15 protein-coding genes are annotated in these 14965 nt (G+C 70.7%); 7 read left to right on the top strand and 8 right to left on the bottom strand.

Annotated elements, in window-relative coordinates; genetic code table 11:
• Positions 1–18 precede the first annotated feature (18 nt).
• From ABD907_RS12170 to ABD907_RS12155, 4 genes are all read left to right on the top strand, one after another.
• Positions 19–933 carry a cation diffusion facilitator family transporter gene (locus tag ABD907_RS12170; RefSeq protein WP_345216522.1) on the top strand — a complete coding sequence of 305 codons (915 nt, stop codon included), beginning with the start codon at positions 19–21 and terminating at the stop codon, positions 931–933.
• Positions 934–1042: 109 nt separating this feature from the next.
• The gene (locus ABD907_RS12165) at positions 1043–1486 is read left to right on the top strand and encodes a DUF4383 domain-containing protein (protein WP_345216521.1); all 444 of its coding nucleotides are present in this window, start codon (positions 1043–1045) and stop codon (positions 1484–1486) included.
• A gap of 91 nt (positions 1487–1577) precedes the next feature.
• On the top strand, positions 1578–2570 hold the full coding sequence (gene ku, locus ABD907_RS12160) for a non-homologous end joining protein Ku (RefSeq protein ID WP_345216520.1): 993 nt from the start codon (positions 1578–1580) through the stop codon (positions 2568–2570).
• Positions 2567–2764, top strand: a complete 198-nt coding sequence (locus ABD907_RS12155; RefSeq protein WP_345216519.1) for a hypothetical protein — start codon at positions 2567–2569, stop codon at positions 2762–2764. The genes ku and ABD907_RS12155 overlap by 4 nt, the downstream gene beginning before the upstream one ends.
• A gap of 69 nt (positions 2765–2833) precedes the next feature.
• Here the strand turns inward: ABD907_RS12155 and ABD907_RS12150 are convergent, their stop codons facing one another.
• Positions 2834–3325: a nitroreductase/quinone reductase family protein gene (locus ABD907_RS12150; protein ID WP_345216518.1), complete on the bottom strand. Its 492-nt coding sequence runs from the start codon at positions 3323–3325 to the stop codon at positions 2834–2836.
• Between the two features lie 208 nt (positions 3326–3533).
• On the opposite strand from ABD907_RS12150, the gene ABD907_RS12145 reads away from it, so the two are divergent.
• A complete protein-coding gene (locus ABD907_RS12145) occupies positions 3534–4316 on the top strand; it encodes a hypothetical protein (protein ID WP_345216517.1) in 783 nt (260 codons plus the stop codon).
• A gap of 22 nt (positions 4317–4338) precedes the next feature.
• Here ABD907_RS12145 and ABD907_RS12140 read toward each other — a convergent pair whose 3' ends face one another.
• On the bottom strand, positions 4339–6318 hold the full coding sequence (locus tag ABD907_RS12140) for an AfsR/SARP family transcriptional regulator (protein ID WP_345216516.1): 1980 nt from the start codon (positions 6316–6318) through the stop codon (positions 4339–4341).
• 85 nt (positions 6319–6403) lie between these two features.
• On the opposite strand from ABD907_RS12140, the gene ABD907_RS12135 reads away from it, so the two are divergent.
• Entirely contained in the window at positions 6404–7324 is a 921-nt protein-coding gene (locus tag ABD907_RS12135) for an alpha/beta fold hydrolase (protein ID WP_345216515.1), read from the top strand.
• Here ABD907_RS12135 and ABD907_RS12130 read toward each other — a convergent pair.
• From ABD907_RS12130 to ABD907_RS12105, 6 genes are all read right to left on the bottom strand, one after another.
• Positions 7286–7795: an FBP domain-containing protein gene (locus tag ABD907_RS12130; protein ID WP_345216514.1), complete on the bottom strand. Its 510-nt coding sequence runs from the start codon at positions 7793–7795 to the stop codon at positions 7286–7288. The genes ABD907_RS12135 and ABD907_RS12130 overlap by 39 nt on opposite strands.
• Before the next feature lie 362 nt (positions 7796–8157).
• Positions 8158–9558 carry a UTP--glucose-1-phosphate uridylyltransferase gene (locus ABD907_RS12125; RefSeq protein ID WP_345216513.1) on the bottom strand — a complete coding sequence of 467 codons (1401 nt, stop codon included), beginning with the start codon at positions 9556–9558 and terminating at the stop codon, positions 8158–8160.
• Between the two features lie 104 nt (positions 9559–9662).
• Positions 9663–10997: a GntP family permease gene (locus tag ABD907_RS12120; RefSeq protein WP_345216512.1), complete on the bottom strand. Its 1335-nt coding sequence runs from the start codon at positions 10995–10997 to the stop codon at positions 9663–9665.
• A gap of 111 nt (positions 10998–11108) precedes the next feature.
• A complete protein-coding gene (gene rhmD, locus ABD907_RS12115; RefSeq protein WP_345216511.1) occupies positions 11109–12299 on the bottom strand; it encodes an L-rhamnonate dehydratase in 1191 nt (396 codons plus the stop codon).
• Positions 12300–12301: 2 nt separating this feature from the next.
• Complete coding sequence (locus ABD907_RS12110; protein WP_345216510.1) at positions 12302–13333, bottom strand: zinc-dependent alcohol dehydrogenase; 1032 nt, start codon at positions 13331–13333, stop codon at positions 12302–12304.
• 151 nt (positions 13334–13484) lie between these two features.
• Positions 13485–14273, bottom strand: coding sequence for an IclR family transcriptional regulator (locus ABD907_RS12105; RefSeq protein ID WP_345216509.1), 789 nt, complete (start codon positions 14271–14273; stop codon positions 13485–13487).
• Positions 14274–14661: 388 nt separating this feature from the next.
• On the opposite strand from ABD907_RS12105, the gene ABD907_RS12100 reads away from it, so the two are divergent.
• Positions 14662–14964, top strand: coding sequence for a hypothetical protein (locus tag ABD907_RS12100; RefSeq protein ID WP_345216508.1), 303 nt, complete (start codon positions 14662–14664; stop codon positions 14962–14964).
• Position 14965: the final 1 nt, after the last annotated feature.

The raw sequence follows: 14965 nt of genomic DNA, 5'->3' as shown, positions 1-14965 counted from the left end.
CGTCCGGAGCGCGCACTGATGGCACACGACCACGACGATCGGCTCCCCGCCACGCACCGCGGGCGCCTCGCCGTCGCCTTCGGGATCACGACGGCGGTGCTGCTCGCCCAGGCGGCCGGCGCGCTGATCACCGGCAGCCTGGCCCTGCTGGTCGACACCGCGCACCTGCTCACCGACAGTGCCGGACTTGCCCTTGCCCTGTTCGCGGCGCACCTGTCGATGCGCCCCGCCTCCCCCGGGCGCACGTGGGGCTACCGCCGCGGCGAGGTCCTCGCCGCGCTCCTGCAGGCGGCCGTGCTCCTCGCCGTCGGCGTGTACATCCTCGTCGAGGCGGTCCAGCGTCTGGTCGACCCGCCCGAGGTCCCGTCCACCGAGCTGCTGGTCTTCGGCGCCATCGGCCTGGCCGGCAACATCGCCGCCCTGCTCGTGCTGGCCTCCAAGCGATCGGCGAGCTTCAACCTGCGGGCAGCGTTCCTCGAGGTGCTCAACGACACCCTCGGTTCCCTGGGCGTCATCATCGCCGCAGTGGTCATCGCAACCACCGGCTGGCAACGTGCCGACGCCATCGCCGCCCTGCTCATCGGGGCCCTCATCGTTCCCCGGGCGGCCAAGCTGCTCCGTGAGACAAGCTCCGTGCTGCTCGAGTTCGCGCCGCCCGGCCTCGATCTGGAGGACGTCCGCGCCCACCTGCTCGAGGTCGAGCACGTGCGTGAGGTGCACGACGTGCATGCCTCCCTCGTCGCCACCGGGCTGCCGGTGCTCAGCGCGCACGTCGTCGTCGACGAGGAGTGCTTCACCGACGGCCACGCCGCCCGCATCCTCGACCAGCTGCAGAAGTGCGTGGCTTCGCACTTCGACGTCGCCGTCGAGCACTCGACGTTCCAGATCGAGCCCGAGACGCACGCCGACCACGAGCATCCCACGCACGCCTGACGACGCCGCCGAGCGTGCCGGGAAGGGCACACGATCTTTCGGCGTGCGCGGGCGACAACAAGCGGGGAGAATTCGAGGACCACTTCGACTCACGCCCTTTGGAGCAACAATGGCGCAACCAGCGACGACCTCCCGGACCAAGGCCCCGTACCAGTGGCTCGCGCTCGTTATCGGCGTGGTCTATCTGCTCGTGGGAATCATTGGGTTTTTCATCACGGGTTTCAGCAACTTCACCGAGCACGACCACTCGCAGACCCTGCTCGGGTTCGCGATCAACCCGCTGCACAACATCGTGCACATCCTCATCGGGCTGCTCGGCGTGATCCTGTGGACCACGCGAAGCCGCGCGCGCGTCTACGGGTGGCTTCTCGCCGTCGGTTACGGCGCGGCCGCGATCTACGGTTTCATCGTCGTGGACAACCCCGACGCGAACATCCTCAACATCAACATGGCCGACAACTGGCTCCACGTCGTCAGCGCCCTCGCCGGTCTCGCTATCGCGCTGTGGCCGGACCGTTCGACGCCGGAGCGGAGCACCCGCGCGGACGTGTGAGCCTCGGGACGCCCGAGCGGTCCTCGTCGGGCGGCGCGGCTAGCGTCGCCCGACGGCGCGGGCCGCGCCGTCCGACCACTGGAGGTACGTGATGGCACGAGCCATCTGGACCGGGGCGTTGGCCTTCGGCCTGGTCAACGTCCCCGTGGGCCTGTACGCGGCGACGCAGGACAAGACCATCCACTTCCGGCAGTTCGAGCGAGGGACGTCGTCCCGGATCCGTTACCGGCGGGTGAACGAGGACACCGGGAAGGAGGTCGAGTACGAGGACATCGTCAAGGGCTACGAGCTCGATTCCGGTGACTACGTGATTCTCGACCCCGAGGAGCTGGACGAAATCGCTCCCGGCCGTACACGCACGATCGAGATCACCGACTTCGTCGACGCGACGGAGATCGACCCGCTCTATTACCAGAAGAGCTATTACCTGGCCCCGGAGAACGACGCTTCCAAACGCGCCTACGCCCTGCTGACCACGGCGATGGAGAAGGCGGACCGGATCGCCGTCGCAAACTTCGTGATGCGCTCGAAGCAGTACCTTGCCGCCGTGCGGCCCGAGGACGGCACTCTAGTTCTCGAGACGATGTTCTTCGCCGACGAGGTCCGCAATTCCCGGCAGGAGCTGGACAACCTTCCCGTCGACGAGAAGCCGGCGAAGAAGGACACGGACATGGCCGTCTCCCTCATCGAGTCCATGACGACCGAGTGGGACCCGAGCAACTACGAGGACACCTACCGGGAGAAGGTGCTGGACCTGGTCGAGGCGAAGGCAGGCGGGAAGGAGGTCGTCACCCCGGCAGAGCCCGCCGAGGAGGGCGGCGAGGTCGTGGACCTCATGGACGCGCTGCGCCGATCGGTCGAGGCCTCCCGTTCCAAGCACGAGCCCGGGAACAGGGGTCAGGCCAGTGGCCTGGCGGCCACCGAGCCCCAGGACGGCGGCAGCGACGGCCTCTCGGACATGTCGAAGGACGAGCTGTACGACCTGGCCACCGAGCACGAGATCACCGGTCGGTCCAAGATGAACAAGGACCAGCTGGTGGAAGCAATCTCCGCGGTGCGAACGAAGAACCGGAAGGCCTCGTGACCGAACGCGGCAGCGAGACACGCGCGAACATCCAGGACCGGTGCCGCGACGCGCACCTCCTGCACTGCCACGGCACGTGGATCCGCCATGCCGACGGCCTCGAGGAGTGCACCGACCTCGACTGTCGTACGCCCGCCGAGGGTCATGAGCACCGGACCGACGTCGGGGAGCAGGGACGTCACCGCGCCGGCTGACAGCCCCACCTCGTCCCCGACCGAGCGTGCCGTCGGCGTCAGAGGCAGGCGTCAGCGTCGCTGACTGGGTCAGGTTTCGGGGCCGGCGTCGGCATCCGTGCTGATCCGGAAGACGGGGTAGCCCGCGGCAATCCGCTCGAACTCCGCCAGCGGCGCGCGACGGTCCACCGGCATGTGCGAGCGTGCACCCGGCGCCAGAGCGAGATAGCGGCGCAGGATCGGTGCGCGTTCAGCAGGAGCGACGTCGTCCAGGCGGACCGCCTCGACCGTGCCGTGCCGGAGCACCGCTCGACCTCCGGCCGCGCGGACGTTGCGCACCCAGTTCACGTCCTCGCCGAGCATCGAGACCAGGTACCGCGCGCCGTCGTGGTCGGCGACCACGAGCGGGAGCGTGATGCGCCGGCCCGTCCGGCGGCCGAGCACCTCCAGTCTCACCCAGTTGTCCTTGGCCAGCCGCCCGGCGGCGAAGGTGGCCGCGTCCAGGCGGTTCATCGCCTGTGTCAAGCGGTTCGGCCGACCACCGCGGTACATCCATCGCCTGAGGTTCGTCGTGACACTCATGCGGCGCCTCCTCCCCGCCGATGTACCGTCGGCGCCGAGACAGAGACTTCACAGATGGAGTTTGAGACTTGAGACATCATGTCTCAATGCTAGCGGATCCGGCTGCGGCCGGGTAAGGAGCGGGGCCAGAGTGAACGACGAGGTTCCGGCACCGACGGGACTTGGGCGACGACGGCGCCGTCTTTCGGACCGGGAGACCGAGAGGCACATGCTCGAGGCGGCCAAGACGATGGTGAACCGCACCGGGCTGACGGTGAGCCTCGAGCACATCAGCCTCGAGGACGTCATCCGGGATGCCGGTGTGGCCCGCAGCGCGGTCTACCGCAGATGGCCGCACAAGGACCTCTTCTTCAGCGATCTGCTGAAAGAGCTAGCAGGCGCTCCACCGCCGGTGAGCGCCGCGGACTCCGAGGCTCTGGCGGTTGCCCAGCGTGTCGCCATCGAACATCTCGACGGGCTTTCGACCCCGCAGGGCCGGCATGACCTGTGCGTGGAGCTGTTCCGGCAGACAGCCCTCGCCGACTTCGCAGCGCTGCACGGATCGATCCGCTGGCGAACCTACATGGCCCTGCACGCGACGTTCCTCAGCCTGCCCGAGGGGGGCCTGCGCGACGAGGTTCGGCGGGCCCTCGCCGATGCTGAGCGCCAGATCATCGCCCGGGTGGCCGGGACGTACCAGCGGTTGGCGGAACTGCTCGGGTACCGGTTACGGCCCGATACCGGTGCGACATTCGAGGTGCTCGCGAGCCTGGTGAGCGCCATGACGCGCGGTCAGAGCGTCATGTCGCCGTCGAGCCCGGAGGTGACGGACCGGCGCATCACCGGCCGGCCGTTCGGATCGACCGAGGCGCACGACTGGTCCGAGCCGGCGATCGGGGTCGCCGCCATCACGTTCAGCCTGCTGGAGCCCGACCCGACGATCGAGTGGGGCGGGGAACGTGTCGCGGCGGTGCGCCGCACGATCGAGAACGAAGGGCTGGCCGGCCTCTAGTCCGACCAGGTCCGCCGCGCCGTCACACCCAGCGCTCCACCGGTCCGAGACTGACCATTCCGCTGCCGGCTCCGGCGATCTCGTGACGGGCGGGCTCCAGAGCCGTGCGGGCCCGTACGAGCGTGGTTTCGTCCGAGACCTCAGTGGCGGCCTGGGCGACGAGGCACCACAGCGCCTCCAGCAGCAGTCCGGGAGGCGGGGCCGTCAGTCGGCCCAGCGCGTCGCGCGCCTCCTCCGCACGGCCGGCTCGTGACAGCAGGAGCGGGCGCACCCAGGGCTCGTACGGGCCGAAGCCGGTGCCGTCGGGGGCGCCCGCAGCTGCCGACCGGTCGCCGTCGTCCAGCTCGAGGTCGACGTCCAGCGGCTGGCCACGACGGATCCGCAGCGCGAGGAGGGCGAGCGGCAGCAGTCCCTCGCTGACGCCGTGCATCCCGGAACCGTCGAGGAGGTCCGCCGCCCGGCGATACTGCGTCTCGGCGTCGTCGTGGCCCTGCTCGGCCCGGCGCATCGCCCGGTTCCACGCGGTGAACACGTGCACGAGGGGACGTTCGTGCTTGCCGGCGAGCACGTCAACGGCATCGGCGAGCCTCGCGGCGCCCGCGGGGTTCGCGAGGGCTCCGGCCGCCTGCATCCGGACCAGCAGGCCCTGGATCTCGTAGGTCGGCAGGTCGTGCCGGCGCGCGAGCGTGACGATGTCGTTGCCGAGCGCGTCCCGCTCGGCCGCGCGTCCCGGCCGGTCGCAGCTCTGGACCACGAGCGCGCCGAGCGCGAAGCACCGCAGAGCGGGATCGCCGAGGTCGTCGGCGATACCCACCGCCTCGCGGGCGGCCGAGATCCCGGCGCTGCCGCGCAGACCACGCGTCTCGATCGCGATGACGGCCAGCAACCGCGCGCGCAGGCTGGCCGGCGCATCCGTCCCGAGCGTGCGCAGGGCCCGCCTTGCGGCCGCCGCGATCTCGCCGGACCGGTGCGGGTCGTCGGACCGCGGCCAGATGCTCGGTACCTCGAAGCCGCCGAGCAGGCGCGCCGTCGTCTCGGCGTCACCGATCTGCTCGGCGGCCCTCAGCGCCTCGGCCAGGTGCTCGCGGGCGGCCTCCAGACCGCCGCCTCCGGAAAGCGCGAGGCTCCTCAGGAGTGTCGCCGTCGACTCGAGGCGTGCCCGTGAACCGATCCCGACGACGCGTTCTGAGGTGGCGGCGGTACGTCGGAAGACGTCGTCGGGCTGGTCGAGGCGGGGTGCCCGGTCGAGGATGTCCCGCTCGAGGGTGGCGAGGCCGGCGGAGGGGTCGAGGCCGAGGTCGTCCCGGAGACGGGTGCGGGCGCGGCGCACCGTGTCCAGCGCCTCCGCCTGCCGGCCTGAGCGGTACAGGGCCAGCGCCAGCAGCCGTCGGGCCTCCTCACGCCAGGGGTGACCGGCGACGTGGGTGTCGAGGAGGCGAACCGCCTCGGCGGGGCGCCCCGTCTCGAGCAACGCGGTGGCGCGGTGCTCCACCGCGCTCGAGCGGAGCTCGTCGAGGCGTGCGCGTTCGGCCTGCACCCACGGACGGTCGCCGACGTCCGCGTAAGCCGTGCCACCCCACCCCTCCAGGACCGTGCCGAGCAGCCGGGCGGCGCGATCCGCCGTCGCCGTCGCGGCCTCGGCCACGAGCCGTTCCGCCCGCCACGCGTCCACGGCGTCGACGGGCAGCCGCAACGCATAACCCGCACCTGCCGACACCAGGATCCCGGGCCTGGTCCGTGGCGGACGCAAAGGCTCCAGGGCTGAGCGCAGGTCCGAGACGAAGGTGCGGATGCTACCGACGGCGCGGCGCGGCGGTTGCTCCCCCCAAAGGTCGGCGACCAGCACCTCGACCGGCACGGCGAACCCGTCAGCGACCACGAGGCGCCCGAGCAGCTCCCGGTGCCGGGGGCCCTTCAGGGCGAGTGGCTCGCCGTTCGCGGCGGCGACGCCGACCGAACCGAGGACACGGACGCGCAAACCCGGGTCGGTGGTGGCACGCACCCGCTCACCGTAACCGCGCGGACGATCTGCTGATCGATTGCTGATCCGTGCCGTCGAGACTGCGAGCTCCGACGAAAGGACCATCATGAACCTGACCATCCCCGCCTTCCGAACCCACCGCGTCACCGTGCGCGACGGCGTGAGCCTGCACGCCGCCGTCGGCGGCCAGGGCCCGCCGATCGTGCTGCTGCACGGGTTCCCGCAGACGCATCTGATGTGGCGGCACGTCGCCACCGACCTCGCCGGTGGGCACACGGTCATCTGTCCCGACCTGCGTGGCTACGGGGAGAGCGACAAGCCCGCCGAGCGGGACGAGCACACGTACTCGAAGCGGACGATGGCCGCCGACGTCGTGGGACTGGCGCACGAGCTCGGGTTCGACAGGTTCGCGCTCGCCGGCCACGACCGCGGTGCACTCGTCGCCGTCCGTGCCGGGCTCGACCACCCGGAGACGGTCACCCACCTCGCCGCACTCGACGTGCTGCCCACGCTGGACATGTGGGACGTCCTGCACGGCGCTGACGCCAAGGTGGCGTGGCACCTGTACCTCATGGCTCAGCCCGCCGGGCTTCCGGAGCGGATGATCGCCGGCGTGGCGGACGAGTTCTTCGCCTCTTTCCTCGACGCCTGGGGAGCCGACGAGACCGCCATCCCGCCGGAGCACCGCGCCGAGTACCTGCGTGCGGCCCGAGCGGCGGTCCCCTCGATCGTCGCGGACTACCGTGCCTCCGCGGGCATCGACGTCCGGCACGACCGCGAGGACCGCGAGCGCGGCAACCGACTCGCCATGCCGACGCTGGTCATCCAGCAGGACTGGGGCGCCGCGCTCGGCTACGACGCCCCCGAGCTGTGGAGTCGCTGGGCCTCGGACCTCGTGCACCGGACCCTCGACGCCGGGCACTTCATGGCCGAGCAGGCACCCGAGCGGGTTGCCGCCGAGCTCCGGGCGCTGCTCGAGCGGGAGCCGTCATCGCGTGCGCAGGATCTCCTCGACGAAGCGCGCTGACCGCTCCCGCAGGCCGGTGACGCGCCGCTCGACGAACTCCTCCCGGACGGCGTCGACATCGGTGCCGGCTTCGGCCGTCGTGGGGCGCCGCCGCACGTTGTGCGAGCAGACGAAGTCGGTGCAGATGAGGGTGCCGACGCTGTCGCCACGGCGTCCGGCGGCCCCGCAGCGGCGGGCGACGTAGAAGCTGACGTCGTCGGTGGCCACGATGTCCTCGCACCACGCGCACACCGCATTCGGTCGACGGCGGTTCGTCTTGGCGTCCGCGGAACGCAGCCGGACGCCGACGGGCTCGCCGTCGACCTCGACGACGACGTACGCCGCGAGCGGTGCTTTGCGGTCGCGCCATCCGAGGTACTCGAGGCGGTCCCAGTCGAGCGCGTCGAGGGCGGGGAGGACGGCCTGGCCGGCCTCGCGGCGGCTGGCGTTGACGAACGACGCGCGGATCTGGTTCTCGGTCAGGGGGTTCATGTGGGGTCTCGGCTTCCGGTCGGGAGGAAGCCGCCGTTCGGCGCGGCGCGTCAAGGGCACGACGGCGCACGGGTCACCAGAGGCGGTCACGGCGGCGTGGACGGACGGCGGTGCGTCCGCTTCTCCGACGCGGTGCTGCGCGAGGCCTGACGGCCGAGCAGGTACGAGGTCAGAGAGGCGTGACGCGGTCACGCGCGCTCGCTGGGCAGGCCCTCATGGCCACCTCACAAACCGCGGTGATGCCTGGCATCCGCTCGCTCCTCGTTCCGGTCCGTCTCACGAAGACGTCGTGACGACGTCGGCCACTGTACGTGGCGCACCCCGCCGGGTGGCAAGCACATCGCCCTGCCGCCGGTACGCCCCTACCGGACCCCCTCGGCGGTCAGGGTGGCGCCGTCGGGCACGACCCGGGCCTGGCTCTCGTCGGCGAGCGCCGCGTCCCCGTGGACCGTGACTCCGGCGCCGAAGGTCCAGTCCCCGTCGACCGTCAGCGACGTCGCGTCCGCGAGAGACGGCGCACCGGCCGGGAACCGGGCGTCGAAGGCGCCGACCGTCTTGTAGATCTTCGACAGCGACACGAGGGGCGCCGGCACGGTCGCGTGCAGGCGAAAGCTGTCGGTGAGGTCGTACACGTCCGAGCGGAGCACCAGCAGATCGTTGGTCGTCTTGACGGGCAGGAAGCGTTCGCGTCCCACCTCGATGACCTGCGCGCCGTCGAAGACGGCGACCGCGGCGCCCATCGCGGACTCGATCTGGACCACCTTCGGCGAGGACGGGTCGGTGGGGTCGACGTTCTTCTCGTTCCGGATGAGGGGCAGCTCGAGCACGCCGCCCGTACGCTCGAGCTCGGCGTCGAGTGCCTGGAGGTCGAACCACAGGTTGTTGGTGTGGAAGTAGCGGTGGCGCGTGGGGTCCAGGGAGACCTCCATGTCGTCCGGGTGCGTCTGGGCGGTCTCGCGCTGGATGATCCGGCCGTCGTCCTGACGCACCACGAGCTGTCCGCCCTTGACGTCCGCCGGGGTCTTGAGACACATCTCGGCGGCATACGGTGCGCCGGAGGCGGCGAACCAGGCGGCGATCTCGGCGTCCGGGGCGGCGCCGAGGTTGTCCGAGTTGGAGACGCTGGCGAACCGGAAGCCCGCCGCGAGCAGGTCCTTGACCACACCCGAGGCGTGGAGAGCCGGATAGAGGTCGCCGTGGCCGGGCGGGCACCACTCGAGCTCCGGATCGGCCGGCCACTCGACCGGTTCGAGGGTGTCGGCGAGCAGCTTCGGCTCGCGGTTCTGCAGAAAGTCGAGCGGGAGCCCGTCGACGGCCAGATCACCGTAGGACGCGAGCGCGGCCAACGTGTCGTCCCGGGTACGGAAGGAGTTCATCAGGACCAGCGGCAGGCGTGCCCCCGTGGCGGCGCGTGCCGCGCGGACCTGCCCGACGACGACGTCGAGGAAGGAGTAGGTCTCGCCGTCGCTGGTCCGCACCGGCAGCAACGACTTGGCCCTGTCCATGCCCATGGACGTGCCGAGGCCGCCGTTGAGCTTGATGATCGCGGTCTTGCCGAGGGCATCCGCGGCCTCGCCTTCGGAGACCGTCAGGTCGGCGTGGCGGGGGATGTCGCGCAGCGGCTCGACGTCGCCCTCGCGGATCAGCCCGGAGGCGCCGGACTCGAGAATGCCGTAGAAGCGGGAGAACGTGTCTATCGCGGCCTGGGCCACCCCGGCGGAGGCCATCTTCTCGCGTGCCAGCTCGAGTCCGCGCTCACTCATCAATGTCCGTTTCGTCGTCCGGATGCTCCACGGCCAACGTACTGGAGAACCCCACCCGTGGCGCCCGGGCGTCGTACCACCGGGCTCGACCGCCCACGCCGCAGCTAACCCATCGGCAGCACCGTCGCGCCCACCAGCGTGAACAGCAGCGCGGCGACGGATGCCAGGAACTGCGGCAACGTGTACGTCTTCAGGCCGCCGGAGACGGAGAAGCCCGGGATCTTGGCGGTGACCCAGAAGCCGCTGTCGTTGATGTGACCCAGGCTGAGGGCGCCGGCCAGGCAGGCCATGGCCACCCACACGGGATGGATGCCGATCGCCGGCGCGACCGAGGCCATGATCGTCATCGTGGTGATCGAGGCGACGGTGCCGGAGCCGACCGCCAGGCGGAACGCCAGGCCGACCCCGTAGCAGGCGAGGAGCGCCAACGCGTAGTTCCCGCCGAGCGCCGACACGGACTCCGCGATCAGGTCGCCGATGCCGGCCCGCTCGATGATGGCTCCGAACGCGCCGCCGGCGCCGGTGATGAGCAGGACGATTCCTGCGCTCTGCACGGCGGTGTTGGCCGAGTCGTTCATGTCCGACCGACTCATGCTGCGCGAGGCGACGAGGTAGGCCACCAGCACGCCGATCAGCAACGCGATGGTCTTGTCGCTGAAGAAGGCGACCCAGCTGGGCGGTTCGCCGGCCACCGCGTTCCACACGGTCCCGAGCAGGATGAGCGCGATCGGTGCGATCAGCGGCAGCAGCGCCACGACGAAGCTCGGCGCGCGCCGGCCCTCCGCGCCATGCTCGACGAAGGCCGGTTCGCTGTCGACGTCCCGCTCGGGCCGCCAGACCTTCGCGATGATCGCCGAGTAGGCGGCGACCGCCGCGATGACGGCGACGAAGCCGCCGATGCCACCCACGATCAGCATGATGCCGACGTCGAAGTCCATGATCTCGCCGGCCGCGAGCGGGTTCGGGGTCGGCGGGACCATGGTGTGGGCCGTCCCGGCACCCAGGGCCACCGCGCCGACGGCGAGGGGCAGCGGCTTGCCGGACTCCCTGGCGATGGCCACGGCGAGCGGGATGAGGATGACGAACGTGACGTCATAGAAGACGGGGATGGACAGCAGGAACGCCGCGCCGGCCAGGCCGTACATGGCGAACCGTTCCGACGTCGCGCCCACCAGCGTGCGTGCGATCACGCGCGCGCCGCCCGAGTCGGACATCAGCTGACCGAGGATGATGCCGAAGCCCACGGACAGGCCGATACCGGTCATGAGGTCGCCGAACCCGGCGGCAGCGCCGCTCGCGAGCTCGGGCAACGGGATCTGGGTGAGCAGCCCGAGCAGCAACGTGCCGATGATCAGCGAGATGGCCGGGTGCAGCTTGACCTTGATGATCAGCACCACGATCACGACGATGCTGGCGGCGAGCCAGAGCAGGTCGATCACTGTCTGTGTCCTTTCGTCTTACCCGTCATGGGGCGCGCCGTGCCCGTTCGCGGGCGCGGCGGTTGCGCGCGAGAGCGACCTCGCTCCGTGACTTCTCGTCGGTTTGCGCGGTCAGTGCGTGAAGGGGCGTTCCCGCTCGACGTCGGGGTTGAGCTCGACGCCGAAGCCGGGCGTCTCCGGCACGCGCAGGCGCCCGTTGACGGGCACCGGCTCGCCGAGCAGCAGCGGCTCGAACATCGGCACGACCTTCTCGGCGGTCTCGTGCATCATGAGGAACTCCGCGAACGGGCTGTTCGTGCGCGTCACGACGAAGTGGTACGAGTACACCGACGACCCGTGCGGGACGACCATCGTTCCGTGCGAGTCCGCCAGCGCCGAGATCTTCAGCAGTTCGGTGATGCCGCCGCACCAGCCGACGTCGGGCTGGATGATGTCGACGCCGGTCTCCAGCAGCTGCCGGAAGCCCCAGCGCGTCGCCTCGTGCTCGCCGGTGGTGACCAGCATGCCGGGCGGGACCTGGCGCTTGAGCTGTGCGTAACCCCAGTAGTCGTCCGGGATGAGGGCCTCCTCGATCCACCGGAGGCCGTGCTCGGCGGCACCGCGCGCGAGGCGGGTGGCGTAGTCGACGTCCAGCGACATCCAGCAGTCCCACATGAGCCAGAAGTCCTCGCCGACCCGCTCGCGCATGTCGGCGAGCGCGTCGAGGTTCTTGCGCAGGCCCTCCTCGCCCTCCGCGGGGCCGTGGTGCAGCGGCATCTTGCCGCCGATGAAGCCGAGCTCCTTCGCGACGTCGGGCCGGGCGCCGGTGGCGTAGAACTGCAGCTCGTCGCGCACCGGTCCACCGAGCAGGGCGTAGACCGGCTCGCCCCGGAGCCGGCCGAGGAGGTCGTACAGCGCGAGGTCGACGGCGCTGATGGCGTTGAGCACCACGCCGCGCCGACCGTAGAAGAGGGTGGACCGGTACATCTGGTCCCAGATGCGTTCGAGGTCCGTGACCGGCCGTCCCTCGAGGAAGCGCGCCAGGTGCTTCTCCACGATCCAGGCACCGATCTCACCGGCCGTGGTGACGGCGAAGCCGACCGTGCCGTCGTCGGCCTCGATCTCGACGACCAGCGTGCCGAGCACGTTGAGCCCGAAGCTCTGGCGGGACTCGCGGTACTCGGGGTAGACGGACATCGGCGTCGCGATGTGGTCGTCGATCCAGTGGTAGCCCGCCTGGTCGTGGTAGTCGGCCCCCTTGCCGCGCACCGTGGAGGCGCGCACCTGCGCGATGGTCGGGGTCTTCCGGGATGAGCTGGCCATCGTCACTCCTCCTCGTCGAGCCGGACGAGCACCTTGCCGGCGGTGTCGTCGCCGGAGGCGAGGTCGGCGAAGGTCTGCGGTCCCTGTGCCAGGGGAACCTGGCGCGAGATCAGCGCCCGGGCCTGTGGCGGGGCGGAGCCGATCCAGGCGGCGGCGTCGGCGAAGTCCTGCGCCGAGTACGTGAAGGACCCGACGAGGGCACGCTCCTGGGTGCTGATCAGGAAGGCGTCCAGCGCGAGGGTGGGCGCGCCCATCCCGACGAGGCAGACGGTCCCCCCGATCTTCGTGGCCTTCAGCGCCGAGCGGAGGGTGGCCTCGATCCCGACGGCGTCGATCGCCCGGTCGGCCGGCCCGCCGAGGGCCCTCGAGACCTCCTCGTCGGCGTCGTCGCTCGTGGGGTCGACGGCGGTCACCCCCAGGTCCTCGATCAGCGCGCGGCGTGACGGGACGACCTCGGTGACCGCGACGCGGCTCACCCCGTGCATCTGGAGCGCGAGGACCACCGACTGGCCGATCGGGCCGGCGCCGGTGACCAGCACGGCGTCGGACGCCTGCACCCCCGCGTTGCGGACCGCGTGGACGGCGACCGCCAGCGGCTCGACGAGTGCACCGAGCTCGATCGGCATCGACGCCGGCAGCGCCACGACGTTCCGTGCGGGGACCACGATGAGCTGGGCGAAGGAGGCGACGATGTCGGGCGTCACGCCGATCACGCGCTTGTCGGGGCTCAGCTGCTCACGGCCGGCGTAGGCCTCGACGTCGGCCTCCGGGACGACGACCGGGTTGAACGTGACGGGGTCTCCGACGTCGAACCCGTCCACGCCGGAGCCGAGCGCTGCGACCGTGCCGACGGACTCGTGGCCCATGACCTGCCCGGGCACCCGGCGCCCGTTCTCGCCGGTGAACCCGTGCAGGTCGGAACCGCACACGCCGGTCGCCACGATGCGGATGACGACCTCGCCGGGTCCGGGCTCGGGGTCGGGCAGGTCGACGACCTCCATGCGTCCGAACTCGGCGAGCTTGAGCGCCTTCATCGAACGTCCTCGGTGCGGTGAGGGGCTGCGGCGTGTGTTCGTGCCACGCGATTCTCCTTCGAATGGCTCGGTTCACATAGGTGAACCGGCGTTCTCGACCATGAAATCGCGGGAGTATGGCAGCCGGTGCGCGTCCCGCACAAGGCCGCCGTCAGGGCGAGAGCGAGCCCGGCAGACCCATGGCCCGACGGATCCGGTCCGCTCCGTCACGCAGCATCGGGTACATCGAGTGCGGCCACCGCTCGTCCGTCCGCGACGTCGGCATGGTGATGCTCACGGCCGCGCACACGCCGGTCTCGGCGTCGGTGCTCACCGGCACGGCGATGCACCGGCAGCCCTCGATGAACTCCTCGTCGTCCACGGCGAAGCCGAGCTCACGGGTCCGACCGATGACCCGCATCAGGTCGTCGACGTCGGTGACGGTGTTCTGGGTCAGCCGCGGAAGTGCGACCGCCTCGAGCCGTCGCCTCGCCTCGGTCGGCTCCAGGGTGCCGAGCAGCGCCTTGCCGATGCCGGTCGCGTGCGCGTGCAGCCGCATGCCGACCGATGACGCCATGCGCATCGGCTTGGGCGACAGCCGGATCGCGATGTAGACGTTCTCGATGCCCTCGAGCCGAGCCAGCTGGACCGTCTCGCCGACCTGGGCCGACAGGTCGTCCATGACGTCCTCGGACGCCTCCAGCAGCATGCGGTGGCCGTCGTAGGCGTGTCCGACCTGCCACGCGTGCAGCCCGAGCCGGTAGCGGCGGCTCTGACCCGAGTGCTCGAGCCACCCGGAGCTGACGAGGGTCGTGAGCAGGCCGTGTGCGCTCGACTTCGGGATCCCGGAGTCGACGACGTCCTGGAACGTCACGCTGCCCCGCTCGGCGACGAGGTCGACGAGGTCGAGCGCTCGCCCGGCGGACTTGACCTTCTTGGCCGTCTCCTCCCCCACCGTCATCACAGCCCCTCACGAGCGTCATCGTCGTCCGACACCCTAATCAGCCGGACGCCTGCCCGGGCCGCCGCGGCGGGCCCGCGCCAGCCTCGTCACCCCACATCTCCGCCAGCCGCCCCCGTTCACCCAGCGCTGGCTCCTCCGCACCGACCCCCTGACGCCGGAGTATGCCGACGCACTGGTGGGCCACGTCCTCATGATGCTCCGATCGTGACGGCCAATCGGAGGGTGAGAGCGACCATCGCGCGAGCCAAGAGGACTCGGACCGACCGTCTCAGAGGTCAATTTTTGGTCGGTGTCGGCCAACCACTTCCATGGTCACCCCGTACCGGCGGCAGGAGGATGGAACCCATCCACAACGGCGTACTACCCCTCGTAGGAGGAACGCACCATGGCCGCCACCGACGTGCCACCTGTGCCCTACCCGACGAAGCGGACGCTCTTCGATCCGCCCGAGGAGCTTGCCGAGTACCGCGGCGAAGCTCCGATTCGCCCACTGGTCTACCCGGACGGGCCCCACGGATGGCTGGTCACTTCTCACGAGCTCACCCGGCAGGTGCTGGGTGACGACCGGTTCTCGATGAAAGAGAGCCCGCGATTCATCGCGCGGTCGCCGTCACGCGGGCCGGACGACGAATCGCTTCGTCCGTACATGGAAGAGGCGCTTCGCCCGGCGAGGCCGGCACGTTCGTGAA

This window comes from Georgenia halophila, from assembly GCF_039541595.1.
This window is presented reverse-complemented; position numbering and strand designations above follow the sequence as displayed.